This window comes from Microcoleus sp. BM001215392, assembly GCF_036700185.1.
Taxonomy (GTDB): Bacteria; Cyanobacteriota; Cyanobacteriia; order Cyanobacteriales; family Microcoleaceae; genus Microcoleus.
In genome coordinates, this window is the sequence record NZ_JAUBOJ010000203.1 from 1 (window position 1) to 13,251 (window position 13,251).

At 45.5% G+C, this 13,251-nt stretch carries 15 protein-coding genes and 1 tRNA gene; 8 read left to right on the plus strand and 8 right to left on the minus strand.

The features are described from left to right. Positions 1-224: 224 nt before the first annotated feature. Positions 225-1,307 (minus strand): ATP-dependent 6-phosphofructokinase, encoded by a 1,083-nt coding sequence (locus tag QT974_RS20440; RefSeq protein WP_333470257.1) that lies wholly within the window; start codon positions 1,305-1,307, stop codon positions 225-227. 327 nt (positions 1,308-1,634) lie between these two features. Continuing rightward, on the minus strand, positions 1,635-1,877 hold the full coding sequence (locus QT974_RS20445) for a hypothetical protein (protein ID WP_293185248.1): 243 nt from the start codon (positions 1,875-1,877) through the stop codon (positions 1,635-1,637). Positions 1,878-2,014: 137 nt separating this feature from the next. Between QT974_RS20445 and QT974_RS20450 the strand changes: the two genes are divergently transcribed. From QT974_RS20450 to QT974_RS20460, 3 genes are all read left to right on the plus strand, one after another. Further along, a complete protein-coding gene (locus QT974_RS20450) occupies positions 2,015-2,518 on the plus strand; it encodes a hypothetical protein (protein ID WP_333470258.1) in 504 nt (167 codons plus the stop codon). Positions 2,519-2,744: 226 nt separating this feature from the next. Beyond that, positions 2,745-3,563, plus strand: coding sequence for an FkbM family methyltransferase (locus tag QT974_RS20455; RefSeq protein WP_333470259.1), 819 nt, complete (start codon positions 2,745-2,747; stop codon positions 3,561-3,563). A gap of 20 nt (positions 3,564-3,583) precedes the next feature. After that, positions 3,584-3,709 (plus strand): hypothetical protein, encoded by a 126-nt coding sequence (locus QT974_RS20460; protein WP_333470260.1) that lies wholly within the window; start codon positions 3,584-3,586, stop codon positions 3,707-3,709. Between the two features lie 239 nt (positions 3,710-3,948). On the opposite strand, the gene ygfZ is transcribed toward QT974_RS20460, so the two are convergent. From ygfZ to QT974_RS20475, 3 genes are all read right to left on the minus strand, one after another. Then, on the minus strand, positions 3,949-5,016 hold the full coding sequence (gene ygfZ / locus QT974_RS20465; RefSeq protein ID WP_333470261.1) for a CAF17-like 4Fe-4S cluster assembly/insertion protein YgfZ: 1,068 nt from the start codon (positions 5,014-5,016) through the stop codon (positions 3,949-3,951). 441 nt (positions 5,017-5,457) lie between these two features. Continuing rightward, positions 5,458-5,841 (minus strand): hypothetical protein, encoded by a 384-nt coding sequence (locus QT974_RS20470; RefSeq protein ID WP_333470262.1) that lies wholly within the window; start codon positions 5,839-5,841, stop codon positions 5,458-5,460. Between the two features lie 359 nt (positions 5,842-6,200). Next, positions 6,201-6,272 (minus strand) — tRNA-Val (locus QT974_RS20475). A 71-nt stretch (positions 6,273-6,343) separates the two neighbouring features. Here QT974_RS20475 and QT974_RS20480 point away from each other — a divergent pair. Together QT974_RS20480 and mazG are read left to right on the plus strand one after the other, a co-directional pair. After that, positions 6,344-6,934, plus strand: coding sequence for a metal-binding protein (locus tag QT974_RS20480; protein WP_333470263.1), 591 nt, complete (start codon positions 6,344-6,346; stop codon positions 6,932-6,934). A 115-nt stretch (positions 6,935-7,049) separates the two neighbouring features. Beyond that, on the plus strand, positions 7,050-7,877 hold the full coding sequence (gene mazG, locus QT974_RS20485) for a nucleoside triphosphate pyrophosphohydrolase (RefSeq protein ID WP_333470264.1): 828 nt from the start codon (positions 7,050-7,052) through the stop codon (positions 7,875-7,877). Between the two features lie 262 nt (positions 7,878-8,139). Here mazG and QT974_RS20490 read toward each other — a convergent pair whose 3' ends face one another. Together QT974_RS20490 and QT974_RS20495 are read right to left on the minus strand one after the other, a co-directional pair. Then, on the minus strand, positions 8,140-8,556 hold the full coding sequence (locus tag QT974_RS20490; RefSeq protein WP_333470265.1) for a helix-turn-helix transcriptional regulator: 417 nt from the start codon (positions 8,554-8,556) through the stop codon (positions 8,140-8,142). A 133-nt stretch (positions 8,557-8,689) separates the two neighbouring features. Further along, positions 8,690-9,106, minus strand: coding sequence for a helix-turn-helix transcriptional regulator (locus tag QT974_RS20495; RefSeq protein ID WP_333470266.1), 417 nt, complete (start codon positions 9,104-9,106; stop codon positions 8,690-8,692). Between the two features lie 175 nt (positions 9,107-9,281). Between QT974_RS20495 and QT974_RS20500 the strand changes: the two genes are divergently transcribed. Continuing rightward, complete coding sequence (locus tag QT974_RS20500) at positions 9,282-9,662, plus strand: hypothetical protein (protein ID WP_333470267.1); 381 nt, start codon at positions 9,282-9,284, stop codon at positions 9,660-9,662. Between the two features lie 236 nt (positions 9,663-9,898). Here QT974_RS20500 and QT974_RS20505 read toward each other — a convergent pair whose 3' ends face one another. Then, the gene (locus tag QT974_RS20505) at positions 9,899-10,384 is read right to left on the minus strand and encodes an allophycocyanin subunit alpha-B (protein ID WP_293336342.1); all 486 of its coding nucleotides are present in this window, start codon (positions 10,382-10,384) and stop codon (positions 9,899-9,901) included. An 857-nt stretch (positions 10,385-11,241) separates the two neighbouring features. On the opposite strand from QT974_RS20505, the gene rlmD reads away from it, so the two are divergent. Both rlmD and QT974_RS20515 read left to right on the plus strand, forming a co-directional pair. Continuing rightward, positions 11,242-12,666, plus strand: a complete 1,425-nt coding sequence (rlmD, locus tag QT974_RS20510) for a 23S rRNA (uracil(1939)-C(5))-methyltransferase RlmD (RefSeq protein ID WP_333470268.1) — start codon at positions 11,242-11,244, stop codon at positions 12,664-12,666. A 253-nt stretch (positions 12,667-12,919) separates the two neighbouring features. Then, the gene (locus tag QT974_RS20515; protein WP_333470269.1) at positions 12,920-13,198 is read left to right on the plus strand and encodes a DUF433 domain-containing protein; all 279 of its coding nucleotides are present in this window, start codon (positions 12,920-12,922) and stop codon (positions 13,196-13,198) included. The last annotated feature ends 53 nt before the right edge of the window (positions 13,199-13,251 follow it).

A 13,251-nucleotide genomic window follows, 5' to 3' on the forward strand; every position in this document is an offset into this window, starting at 1 on the left:
CTCCGTAAATAGGAGATGATAACTAATAACTTATATGCGGTCATGCTTCTTCAGGATTCAAAAATGAGATGCACCCCGCGATCGCAACTGATTGCACGTTACACTAATCATAGTTGAAACGCTACTGCTTCCCGGTTAATCTTAGTTTTTGATGCACTGCTGGCCGTGACCTTGCTGTCAGTGCATCCAGGACTAAAATTTTGATAAATCTGACTGGTAATTGACTAATCTCCCAGACAAATTCCCAAACCGCGGGCCGTTTTCACCAGAGTACCATCGAAGTCTACAGGTCTGTATTTGGCGATCGCATCTTCCAGCGGCACACTCACAACTTCTCGTTGTTGCCAAGATACCATGCGGTCAAATTTTTGTTCGGCAACTAAATCAACTGCTGCGACACCAAAAGCCGAAGCAATTAATCTTTCTAGCGGAGAAGGCGTTCCTCCGCGTTGAATGTGTCCCAAAACTGTGACGCGAGTTTCTGCGCCGCTACAATCAGAAATTGTATCAGCTAAATACTGACCTATGCCGCCTAATCGACTTTGACCTAAGCGATTTGTGTGCATTACTAACTCGCCTGCTTCTGTCCGCACAGCCTCCGCTACTATAATTAAACAGTAGTTTTTTCCGCGTTGTTGGCGTTCTTGAATTTTGGCGCAGATTTCGGAAATTTTGTAAGGAATTTCTGGAATCAGAATTATATCAGCACCGCCAGCAATTCCGGCACTGATCGCAATATGTCCGGCGTCGCGTCCCATGACTTCAACAATCATGACGCGGCTGTGACTTGCCGCTGTAAAATGCAAGCGATCGAGTGCTTCTGTGGCAATATTGACAGCAGTATCAAAACCGATCGAACGCTCGGTAATTCCGACATCATTATCAATAGTTTTAGGAATAGCAACTAAATTCAAATTGCCTTCGTTGGCAATTTTTCTGAGAATGGCGAGACTACCATCGCCACCTATGCCAATTAAGGCATCCAAACCGAGTTTGTGATAGCCTTCAATAATATCATCAGAGCGATCGCGCAAACTGCCATCGGGCATTGGGAAAGCAAAAGGATTGCCCTCATTGGTAGTGCCTAGCATCGTACCGCCAATCGTGAGCCAGGAATCTACTTTCTCAATATTCAAGGGTGTTGCTTCAGGAGGGCGACTCATCAATCCTTTGGTGGCTTGACGAATGCCCATCACTTGCCAATTGTACGTTCCCGTCGCGCGGTAAACAACGGCTCTAATCACGGCGTTTAAGCCTGCACAGTCACCCCCGCTGGTGAGAATGCCGATACGTTTTTGTTCTCCCATAATTAAGCCAGACTTTTGTTCCTCAGAACATGGTTGATATTTTTCGCTCCGATTCGTCCAATCCTGATTTTCGACGTAAGTAGTTACAAATAAACTTTACACTGTAACAGAATGTAAAGCTATAATAACCTTTGTGATTCCTTTCCTTCGGATCGCTCCGCTAACGTTCCACTTTGTTTCACTTGGTTTCACTGGCAATGACATACTTATGTATTTTCAAGCTTCAGCGACCTAATTGAGCAGCCGACGATCTCTGATGCAGCCTACAAGTTCGATCGGCTAACTTTCATAGCGTCCCAAATCACCGTCTCAAATACAACATAAATTTTACTTGGGATTGAGGCGTTTAGAAACTTGGTTAACGATACCGCTGAGAATTGCACCGCCCATCAAAATACCGAGGGCAGGATTAAATACGGGCTGCCAAAGACTGTACCATAAATCGAAACCGAGATTAACCCCGGTCGATCGCCCTGCAACGGCGATCGCAAACCACCCAAAAATAGCCAAGACGAAAAACACATCAGCGACTAAAATCAAGTTGAGGAAGTTAAGAATTTTATCTTTCATGGTCGAGGGTTCCTTTTGAGTGTATATGTGTCAATTTTGGGCAAGCGGTTGGTAAGGGAGCCGATGGATAGCTGCAACAGGCGATCGAATCAAGATAAAATATCATTCAATTGTTTTCGCATACTTGTGGTCAAAAGATGGTTCGTTATACACTTCCTCAAAGCCCCGAAATTATTTTAACCGTCAAAGGGAAAGATTCAGCGAAAGCCCGCGAAGAAGCAATGGATAAGCTGATGCTGCTGATGGATGAAGGTAAGCTACCTACAGAGCTCGCAGAAGGATTTGGGCCCAAGCAGTTTGTTGAAGTTATCGAAGATGCTGCTGTGTCTGACGGCGAGGACGCAATTACTGAAGCAGTGCAGATTTTGAGCAATTTGGCAAGTCTCAAATTGAAGGTGATGGAATCCCGGGAAGAAGCCCTAAAAATCCGAGAGGCGATCGATATTTTGTTTACAGATGAGCCTGTGAGTGCGGAGGAAATTGGTCGTCTGAAAGACGGTTTTAAGGTTCTCAAAAACTTCGCTCAAGCTAACGTCCGCTATCGAGAAGCTAGAGGTAAAGCTGAGGAAGCGCGGGCAATTCTCGACGAAGCTTTGCAATCGGTGGAAGCGGAAAAAAAGGCACAGAAATCAGCGAAATAACAGTACAGAGACACCAGTTTTTATGTAACAAAGAGTGTCCGTTCTCTAGCCATATGCAATGTCCAGTTAATTGCCCGTAATAAAAACGGTTTGATCGTTCGGACTTTAGTTTTTCGTCATCAAAAGTATGAGGAAGGACTAAAGTCCGAACGATCAAACCCGATCGCGGTTATTTTACCGGATATAAGATAAGTCCTATCGACTTTATTAAAATCAGGAAATACTTATGAGCGAACAACAAACAGGAATTCTCAGAAACTCAATGACAGGCAGTTTGGTGCTGGCTAAAAAGTTAGGTTTTGAACCGAAAACTGTGATAGATGTCGGTGCGGCCTTGGGAACTTTTAACCTTTACGAAACTTTCCCCAATGCGCGACATTTGCTAATTGAACCAATTGCCGAAAATGAACCTTATCTCGCCAAAATTTGCCGCAAGCTCAAAAATGCAGAATACATCATGGCGGCCGCGGCCAAAGAATCTGGAGTGTTAACTCTCAGCGTCAATCCTGGTATGGTGCACTCTTCGATTTCTGAAAATCCGATTACTGATAGCAGCAATCCTTATTTGAGAAACATTCCAGCAATTACGCTGGATGGCATATGCAGGGAAAGAAATTTGCCCGGGCCGTATTTAATTAAAGTTGATGTAGATGGTAAGGAATTAGATGTTTTAGAGGGAGCAACTGAGATTTTGCAGCAGACTGAATATGTAATTGTAGAAGTTACTTTATTCGGTCAGATGTATGAGATAATCAATTTTATGAAGTCTCAAGGATTCGTGGCTTACGATATTGTTGATTTAGCCTATCGCCCGATTGATGCAGCTTTGTGGCAAATTGATATGGCTTTTGTTAAGGAATCTGGTCTATTTAGAAGAGATAGCAGTTACGCGACAAAAGAGCAGGATATCGAAGCACTTGAATCGCATCTGAAAGCTTATCGGGAAGGTTTTATTAAACATATTGATGCTTATTACAGCGACTCTGTAGAGCCGGAACCGCAGGTGAGTGAAGCTGTTTTAAGGGAGGGATATGTCATTATTTGATATTTTTGGTAAAACACTGTATGTTCGATCGTTCGGGTGCATCTCATTTTGCCAAGGGCGAAGCATTTCGGCACATAACTTATGAGTTAGAATCAGAGATTTACTGCCGAAATGCTTCGCCCCTACAAGTATATTTTCAAAAATGAGATGCACCCGATCGGACTTTAGTCATCTGATTGATGCACGTTGAAATGCCAAGGATCGAACCTATAATATCTCTTATATGAAATCTGGTAGCATCGTCCTGTATTCATCTCTCTCTTCTCTCTCTGCGCCCTCTGTGTTCTCTGTGGTTAAATAATTCCGATAAAATCGGAAACGATATGACACAAGTTCTTTCAATTGAATTTTGGAACGGGATATTCTGCCCGTTCCATGCCAATAATTACAAACTTAAATAAGGTAGGTTTACTACTTCTCCGGCAATTTCTCCTAACTGCACTTTCAGTCCTTCGCCTCCGGCTTTGGTGCGGATGTAAGCAAGTCCAAAATAGCCGGATTCGGTTTTTACAAAACTGGTGAGTTTGCCGACTTTTTCCTCTCCGATTGTGATGACTGTTCCGGGTTCAACGGGGCCGCTCAAATGCACTCCCCAAAGTTGCTGTTTGACTCCTTGATATGTGTTCAATCGGGCAATTGTTTCTTGGCCGATGTAGCAGCCTTTGTCATAAGTAATTGTGTGTAAAAGGCGCGCTTCTAGGGGGTTGTAATCGTCTGTGAGTTCAAAATCGGGTGCGGGGCGGCCTTGTTCGATGCGCAGTTGTTCCCAAATTCGATCGCCCATTGGTACGGCCCCAGCTTTAACTAACTCAGTCCACAAGCGGGCTGCATCGCTGGCTGCTGCAATTAACGTGTATCCAGGAGTTGCTAAACCGCTACCAACAGCAACTAGAACCCCCCCTTCATCCCCCGAAAGAGGGGGGTTTTTTATCGATTTGTGAGTAGCGTAGGATTGATTGTCTAGTTCGGTAACTCCGAGTTTTTCTAGTAGTTGAGTGCTTTCGGGGCCGAGGAGACTGAAAGCAACGGTTGTATCGGTTATATCTGTTAATTCTACGCGATCCATTGGGAAAATATAGCGATCGAGCAATTCGAGCAATTGGCGGCGGCGGTTGGCTGAAACTAGCAATATTACAGCATCTTCTGTAGCATAGGCTGTCGCGAGGTCGATCGTCCTAGCTGTCGATGTGACGAACACGGTGTCGCAACCTTGACCGGGTTTGAGTATGTTAAAGTTATTGGTACTTTGATTGTGCAAGAACCGCAGGCGATCGCTATCGGAGATTTGAATGCGTCCCCAGTGAGTGCGATCGCACAAAGCCACACCTTGTTTAGTTGCTGCGATGGCGGCAGCGTCGTTACCAAAACTGATAGGGACTGTTTCTGTGGTTGCTAACTCTGCAAAAGTAGCGCCTGCTGCGGCTTGAATGTCGTGCAATTCTTGAATTAGCATAGGATTTGAGATTTAAGCTTTCACCGTGTATTGAATTATTAATGCTTGGTTTCAGTGGGCGATTTTATTTGCCTGGCCGAGAAACCGGGTTTTTTACAGAATCTCCGGTGTGTAACCAAGTCTTGTTCAGAAAAAAAAACCAGTTTCCAACTAGCCATGACTAATAACTATCGATAGACAACTATAAGATTGGTTCGTAGTGTGGACTCCCTTCCGCTCTTAGACTGCGGAAGGGAGTCCACACTACGAACCGTTGTTGTTACTATCGTAGGGTGCATCTGGTTTTTGAAGCCGGAAGAAGCATGACCGCAGATAAGTTATTAGTTATCATCTTATATTCACTGCGGTCATGCTATAGCCCATACAAACATATTTGCACTCGTTGAGATGCACCCCTATCGTATACCGGACATGATATGACTAATGACTACTGACCAATGACTAATTGCCCAAATTAGCAAAAACTTCTTTTATTAATTCATTGGCTTTGGCATCAAGACGATTCCAGTCTACATCGCCAGTGTCCTCGTCAATTAAAAAAGTGTCAATTATGACTTCCTGGCTTTGCATTGGAGTGTGGGCTGACTGGTAGTTGACAAAGCAGACTCGATAGCAAAGTTCCCAAATATCGACGGATCTGCGATCGCCTTGATGCTCTAAAATTAGTTGATAGCCGGGAATCGGAACCTGTACTTCTTGGTAAGTTCCTGTCCAGACTGACTCCTCTAGTTGTTTGCGGATGTTGTCGAGCACTCGGATCATCGCCGGCTGCATGAGAAGTTCAGCTTGCTTCCAGGCGATCGGGCTAGTTATTTTAGGCTTCATATAGTAGGCGATGTTAAAAAGGAAAATCAATCAATGAATTAATTTTCCAGCATTGAGTGCCTACTTGTGGGACATCCGCCACAAAATGTTAAATTTCAGGGCTGTTTCATTCTCAGAAAAACGAGGGTTTTGTAGGGGCTAGTACCCCGTACCTACCCACACCGTCAAAGAAACCCGGTTTCTCTCGATAAATCTTGGCTTAGCAAAGATAATCTACGCAGAAACCGGGTTTCTGGCCTGATGGGTGTGACTTGGACAAAGAAACCCGGTTTCTAGGATATATCTTGGCTTTAGCCAAGATAGTCTATAAAGAAACCGGATTTCTAGTTCCGCTCGTAAGTCGGAAATTGACTTTTGTATGGGCGATGTAGGATTTGAACCTACGGCATCCTGCGTGTAAAGCAGGCGCTCTACCACTGAGCTAATCGCCCAATTGCGCTTACAGGGACTTATCATATCACAGTATCCCAGAAAGATCAACTAAAAAAATCATAAACTTTTAATGCCCTCTGGCCGCACGCACGATCGAATCACCCTATGGTGTTTGCCCCTGGTGGCAGGCGTCACCTTTGGCCATACTCAAAACAGCAATCTGACTTTGCTCGTTTCCGGCAGCTTCCTAGTCGGCGGATTGATGTTTGGCCCGGATTTAGATATCTACTCCTGTCAGTATCAGCGCTGGGGATGGTTCAAATTTATTTGGCTTCCCTACCAAAAAAGCCTGCGCCACCGCTCTTTTTTGTCCCACGGGCCTCTGATCGGCACGGCTTTGCGAATCTTGTACCTCGCTACCTGGATCGCCGTTATAGGAGCCTTGGGATTGACAATCGCCGAAACAATTGGCAACTTAGCCGGAAATTGGCAGGAAGCGGTTTTGGGTTTCGGTCGATCGCTCCTGGAACACCCGAGCGAATTTATAGCCACCTACATCGGCCTGGAATTGGGCGCGATGAGCCACTATCTCAGCGATTGGGGCGGTTCGGCTTACAAACAGTTCAAAAAGAAAGGATTGAGCGGGTTGCACCCTCCTAAGACTATTAAGAGGCGCAAAAGCAAAGCTCCCCGCCGCACGTCTAGCAAATCTAACAGGTAAACAAGTAAATCCACCTAATAAAATGTAAAATATCGCTCGCGATCGAGCTGGCTGTCTATGTATTCCTTCTTCCTTCTTCCTTGTTCCTTCTTCCTTCTACTTAAGGTAAATTCTCATGTCTAATTCCCACAGTCGATCGCTCGCAGCACTGGAAAACCTGATGGAAGTTGTGGCCTCATTGCGATCGCCCGACGGCGGATGTCCTTGGGATTTAGCCCAAACTCCCGAAACTCTGATTCCGCACATCATCGAAGAAGCCTATGAAACCGCCGACGCGATTCGTAAAGGAGACAAAAGTGCGATCGTTGAAGAATTGGGCGACTTATTATTACAGGTAATTTTGCAAGCACAAATTGCCAGCGAATCCGAACAATTTACCTTCGCCGAAATCGCTGCGGGAATCACTGAAAAACTGATTCGGCGCCATCCCCACGTGTTCGGGGATGTAGAAATTAACAGTGTGGATGAAGTTAACGAAAACTGGGAAAAAATCAAAGCAGCAGAAAAAGGCATAACTGCGGAAAAGCCACCAACTTTAGCCTCAAAAATGAGCCGTTATGCTAGCACTTTGCCGCCCATCGCCGCCGCCGCAAAAATCTCTCTAAAAGCTGCGGAGGTGAGTTTTGATTGGGACAGTGTAGACGGCGTTTGGGATAAGTTTCACGAGGAAATGGCGGAATTTGAACACGCTCTCAAACACGAGGATAAAGCTGCGCAACAGTCGGAGTTGGGAGATATTATGTTTGTGTTGGTGCAATTGGCTCGCTGGTACGATTTAGATGCGTCGGCTGCTTTGCAGGGAACGAGCGATCGCTTTGTACAGCGGTTTGCTAAAGTTGAGGCTGCGTGCGATCGACCTTTGTCGGATTATCCGCCCGAAGAGTTAGAGGCTTTGTGGCAGCAAGCTAAGGCTTTACTGGCGAAGCAAAAGGGCCCGCAGTAAGCTAGTCATAGAACTTGGCAGGTTATAGACTTCTTGGATAAATTATTCATTGATGCAGGAACCGCAGATTTAAGGCAGATTAACACGGATAAACGCAGATAATTTGCAGATAATTTGAGCCTTTTGCAAGAAATCTTTTGTAAAAGGCGTTTGTCGGTTCGAGGGGTTGATTTGTTACAGGATCGATCGGCTTTAGGACAAAGCATAACAGGGAGAGCGATCGCCCTGCTCCAAGCTTTCTAACTTCCCCGGTTCGCAGCCACTAAGAGTCGGTAATCTGCTCGTAAAGCTTCGCGTCGTTGTACGGCGGATGTTCGCAAGCGATATAGAGAGCGTTTGTCGGTTCGAGGGGTTGATTTGTCACAGGATCGATCGGCTTTAGGACAAAGCATAACAGAGAGAGCGATCGCCAATCCAAGCTTTCTAACTTCCCCCTTTCGTAGCGGCTAACAGTCGCATTACTTATACCAACATCTTTTGGTACAGGTTCTCCGGCTGTCCGAAACAAAGCCGCCTCATATTCTTTTGTTACCATTTCTGTTTCAATAATCGACCAACCTCGAAGCTCTCTACCTGCTTTCAGAAGCTTTCCCAGTCTACCGCGTCCCGTATCGGTAAATCGCACAGGACGCAGCTTTTCCTGCTCGACTACAGCCTTAAAGTCTAGAAATCCCGGCATTTTACAGTCCTATAGAATGTCATAAACTAAAAATCACATAAGAACTAACCCAAGCCCCAATTTGAGGAGTTAGGCGCTCTGTAGCAACAAGCTAAAGCTTTAATTGCTAAGCAAAAGGGCGGGAAAAAGCAAGTTAACAGTCGGTAATCTCCTCGTAAAGCTTCGCGTCATTGTACGGCGGATGTTCGCAGGCGATATAGAGAGCGTTTGTCGGTTCCAGGGGTTGATTTGTCACAGGATCGATCGGCTTGAGGACAAAACACAACAAAGATAACGATCGCCAGTCTAGATTATCCAACTTCCCGCGTTCATAACGGTTGACTGTGGCTGCACTAATACCGACATCTTTGGGTACGGGTTGATTTGTCGCGATGAACAGCGCCTCTTCGTACCCCCTGGTTTTGAACTGTGTTTCGCTAACAGACCAACCTTTTGTCTGTCTTGCAGCCTTTAACATCTTACCCAAACGCATCCGCCCCGTCTCCGTGAAGCGAACGGGACGCAATTCTTGCCGGTTATCTACCACAGCGTTGTTAGAGAGTGCTGACATTTTTTCCACCTAGATTAACTCTCAAACTAGCACAGCATCAATGATTGAGGGTTGTACGAGCAACATCTGAGTTTAAATTAAATTTTGTTGCACAAGTGAGATAAGAGTCTGATATAGAGTAATATGTAATTTAAGTCTAAACAGAACTTGCCTCTCAAGCCCTGAGTATACAGCCATGACACCACTGTTTCGCCGCATCCAGCCCTCGAAAAAGCTCCGCATCAACGTGAGGTCGATCGCCAAATTCCTGAAAATAAGTCAAAATCTGATTAAGCGAGTCGAATCCTGGGCTTACGTGGTGTTTGTTCACCATCAAGGCGGCGGACAATTTATCTCGTACCGCAGACTGGAAGAGTGGCAAAATGCGATCGCCCATCACATCCAAACCTGCCCTACCATTAGAGAACTCTCGCAACTCAAAACATCTATTCAGTACGACAGCCGGAAATTCAAAAAACAATATCTCCCAAAAACTCTTGACTTTTTAATTGAAATGTGCATAGAAAGACAAGATTTTTTAGAAATCTGGGAAAGTTCAAACTGCATTGCTTCCTAGCAGAAACTCAGCAGATTTCCTAACTATCGAAACCGCGTCCAACAGTGAGGAAGCTGTTAATGACCGAAACCATTGCCTTCGATTCTGTCAACTGTCAACTGTCAACTGTCAACTGTCAACTGTTAACTGTTAACTGTCAACAGAAGCGAAACATTTGCGAGCAATTGCGAGATAAAATTACCCCAAAATCACCCGCGAATGTTCCGCCACATCCACAAAAGCGATCGCCTCTTCAATTAAGACATTGCTTGAGCGATATAATCAAAATAAGGAGCAGCTTCCTTAGCATCATCCTGATTGAGCAAAGCCAAAGAAGCTTCCTTCAAACAGCGAATAGCTTCAACCATGCCAGGAACAGGAACGCCCAGAGAATTGTACATTTCCCGAACGCCAATCAAACCGATGCTTTCGATCGGTTCCTTGTCACCGGCCAAGATACCGTAGGTAATCAGGCGCAAATACCAGCCGTAATCGCGCAGACACAAAGCCCGTTCGCGCTGGCCGTAAGCATTGCCTCCTGGGGAGATAAAATCAGGGCGTTTTTTCCAAAGTTTTTTGCTAGCTTCTTCAACAATTTTTTTCTCACTGTCAGACAGCGCAGTAGCAATACGCACCCGCTGTTCTCCCGTCTTAAAAAAATCATTGATGCTTTGGAGTTCGCCGGTACTGGGATAACGAAGTTCGTCATCGGCTTGGAGAATAAATTGGCTAACTACGCTCATAAAAAAACTCGGTAAGTGGGAAACTCAAAGTCTTTAGACCTGAGAGGAAAACGACACGGCGGTTTCAACCGCCTCGAATCTTTCCATTACCGCCTTGGAGTTGTAAGGGTTCGGTGTACTTTTGTACTGTACTTTCGATGGGACAATTACCATCTCAAATCTTACAACCCTGTACGCATAATGTTCGCTCCGGCAGGAGCCTCCCTTACGGGGTAATGTTCGCTTCGACCTGGTTATAAAGGCTTTTTTGACCTGCAACACTGTTTCAGTGACTTTAAAACTGTTTAATTGCAGATGACAGAGCGGAAAACTAGCGTCGCATTCGCCGGTGTCGTGACCTAAATAACGTCTCCTTTTACAAGGGGTCTGGTCAGAACAGCTTGCAATTTCTTACAAGCTCAGTGGCGTTGATTCCCTGAGTTCCTGACTGACATTCCCATCTCTTAAAGATGAGATTCCTGCTTGGGCGACTTACCTTGCTGCTAACATTAATCGATCTTAGAAGCAGGCGGTCAACCTCCGCAGGCGTTATGCTTAGTGACTAAGCCAGTTTCCTTGTGTCCCAAGGTACTCTGGGAAAAATTCAAAAACTGCGATCGAGAGTTTGGATGTCGGCAGACATTTAGACTGTTTCACCAGTTTTGGCCCATCAAGCCCCAATAGCATATCGCACAGGCTCGATCGAGGACAATGGTCTCTAACGCAAGCTTTGGCTGTAGCAGAAAGGGGTTCGGAAGCAGGAAGACTGCCTGCACTTGAGCTTGAGTGCGATGGCTTACGCCTCGCTTCGCTACGACTCATCTCAAACAAGAGAGAGCGATATTGCATTACCATATTAAATCCTACCACGACTACTTGTGACCAAATCTAAATTCCCCACCCGAAACTCGACGAAAGTGGCAAACCCTTGCCAGCAAGGTCAACTGATTGAGATAGAGATTACCGACTTGGCAGACACCGGAGACGGAGTTGGTCGTTTTGGTGAGTTAGTGGTGTTTGTGCCCGATACCGTAACGGGCGATCGCATCCTCGTGCGCCTCGTGCAAGTCAAATCCAGCTATGCTACAGGCAAGCTGGACACACTTCTGGAAGCCTCCGAACACCGCATCCGAGCCAACTGCATTGTCGCCGACAAATGCGGTGGCTGTCAGTGGCAGCACGTAGACTATGAATATCAACTTGCAGCCAAGCAAAATCAAATCATTCAAGCTTTAGAACGAATTGGCGGATTTAGCGATGTGCAAGTTGATGAAATCTTAACGGGAAAAATCGAAGGATTTCCCCAATTTTTGGGATACCGTAACAAAGCGACTTATCCGACAGCAATTTCTGCTACAGGTCAAGTCCAAGCAGGTTACTATCAAAAAAGTACCCACAAATTAGTCAATTTAAATCAGTGTCCGGTGCAAGATCCGCGCCTCAATCCTTTGTTGAAAGAAGTCAAAGAAGACATCCACTGGAGAGATTGGCTAGTTTACGACGAAAAGAAACATACAGGAGAATTGCGTCACTTGTCCTTGCGAATTGGACGGCGCACCGGAGAAATGTTGCTAACTTTAATAGTTCGCACCGGAGAGTTGCCGGGAATTGAAGAACAAGCTGCTGAGTGGCTGAAACAATATCCTCAACTTGTAGGTGTTTGTTTAAATGTGAATGCAGCTCAAACAAATGTGATATTTGGTGCAGAAACTCGCTGCATAGCTGGTCAGTCTTATCTGCGAGAAAAGTTTGCTGGTTTGAACTTTCAGCTAAGGGCAGATACTTTCTTCCAGGTAAATACCGAGGCGGCTGAGGCTTTGTTGCAGGTGATTGTCGGGGAGTTGAATTTGCAGGGAAGCGAGGTTTTGGTTGACGCTTACTGCGGAATTGGAACTTTTACTTTACCGCTGGCCAAGCAAGTCAAAATAGCGATCGGTTTAGAAGTGCAACCTGCGGCGATCGAGCAAGCGAGATTAAATGCTGAATTAAATGATTTGAAAAATGTCGATTTTCAGGTGGGAACCGTAGAGGATTTGCTGCCTTCCTTGGGATTGACACCGGATATTGTGTTGCTAGATCCGCCGAGGAAAGGGTGCGATCGCGCGGTGTTGGAAACAATCAAGGAAATCAAACCGAATCGCATTGTTTATGTTAGCTGCAAACCTGCAACTTTGGCTCGCGACTTGAAAATTTTGTGCGAAAATGGGGATTATAAGTTAGCGCGGGTGCAGCCTGCGGATTTCTTTCCTCAGACTTCTCATGTTGAGTGTGTGGCGTTTTTGGTGAAGCTACCCCCTGTATGATTTGGGGATTGAAATCGCTTCTTGTCAAACGAAGTCCGCGAAGGCGGACTAAGAAATTGTAGCAAATTCTGGTTTTTTACAACATCCGCAGTCCTGGACGCACATACTTTATATGTAGGGTGCGCAGTGCGTACCTTAGTCAGGCGATCGCTTTTTGCGGATAAAAGGGCGATCGGCTTGTTTAATTCTTTTGATTTTGGTTGAGTGTTATAATATTTATCCTAAGCTCCTGTAGAGATAGATACAAAAAGCAATGACATCAGCTTTAATTTATCCTCATATCGAGAAAGTAGCGGGTCAACCGGCACGGTTGCAGCGGATACCGCGCGTGCGGGTTGCTCAGATTGTGATGGATTATCTAGCTTACGGTTGGTCAGTCGAGGAAATGTGCCGCCAGCATCCTTATTTGATGCAGTCGGAAGCCCATGCAGCAATGGCTTATTACTTCGACTTTCAAGCAGAAATCGATCGGGAAATTCGGATGGAATGGGAGCAGGTACAACAGGAAAAATCTCTGCTTTTGAATGGATGAATGCTGTTGAGTATATTCCTTTTTGGTCAGTTTTACTCTCGATCGCGCGATCG

Excerpts from the sequence above, each read along its gene's own strand:
- QT974_RS20440 (WP_333470257.1), bottom strand. The coding sequence starts at position 1,307 with ATGGGAGAACAAAAACGTATCGGCATTCTCACCAGCGGGGGTGACTGT.
- QT974_RS20445 (WP_293185248.1), bottom strand. The coding sequence starts at position 1,877 with ATGAAAGATAAAATTCTTAACTTCCTCAACTTGATTTTAGTCGCTGAT.
- QT974_RS20450 (WP_333470258.1), top strand. The coding sequence starts at position 2,015 with ATGGTTCGTTATACACTTCCTCAAAGCCCCGAAATTATTTTAACCGTC.
- QT974_RS20455 (WP_333470259.1), top strand. The coding sequence starts at position 2,745 with ATGAGCGAACAACAAACAGGAATTCTCAGAAACTCAATGACAGGCAGT.
- QT974_RS20460 (WP_333470260.1), top strand. The coding sequence starts at position 3,584 with ATGTTCGATCGTTCGGGTGCATCTCATTTTGCCAAGGGCGAAGCATTT.
- ygfZ (WP_333470261.1), bottom strand. The coding sequence starts at position 5,016 with ATGCTAATTCAAGAATTGCACGACATTCAAGCCGCAGCAGGCGCTACT.
- QT974_RS20470 (WP_333470262.1), bottom strand. The coding sequence starts at position 5,841 with ATGAAGCCTAAAATAACTAGCCCGATCGCCTGGAAGCAAGCTGAACTT.
- QT974_RS20480 (WP_333470263.1), top strand. The coding sequence starts at position 6,344 with ATGCCCTCTGGCCGCACGCACGATCGAATCACCCTATGGTGTTTGCCC.
- mazG (WP_333470264.1), top strand. The coding sequence starts at position 7,050 with ATGTCTAATTCCCACAGTCGATCGCTCGCAGCACTGGAAAACCTGATG.
- QT974_RS20490 (WP_333470265.1), bottom strand. The coding sequence starts at position 8,556 with ATGCCGGGATTTCTAGACTTTAAGGCTGTAGTCGAGCAGGAAAAGCTG.
- QT974_RS20495 (WP_333470266.1), bottom strand. The coding sequence starts at position 9,106 with ATGTCAGCACTCTCTAACAACGCTGTGGTAGATAACCGGCAAGAATTG.
- QT974_RS20500 (WP_333470267.1), top strand. The coding sequence starts at position 9,282 with ATGACACCACTGTTTCGCCGCATCCAGCCCTCGAAAAAGCTCCGCATC.
- QT974_RS20505 (WP_293336342.1), bottom strand. The coding sequence starts at position 10,384 with ATGAGCGTAGTTAGCCAATTTATTCTCCAAGCCGATGACGAACTTCGT.
- QT974_RS20515 (WP_333470269.1), top strand. The coding sequence starts at position 12,920 with ATGACATCAGCTTTAATTTATCCTCATATCGAGAAAGTAGCGGGTCAA.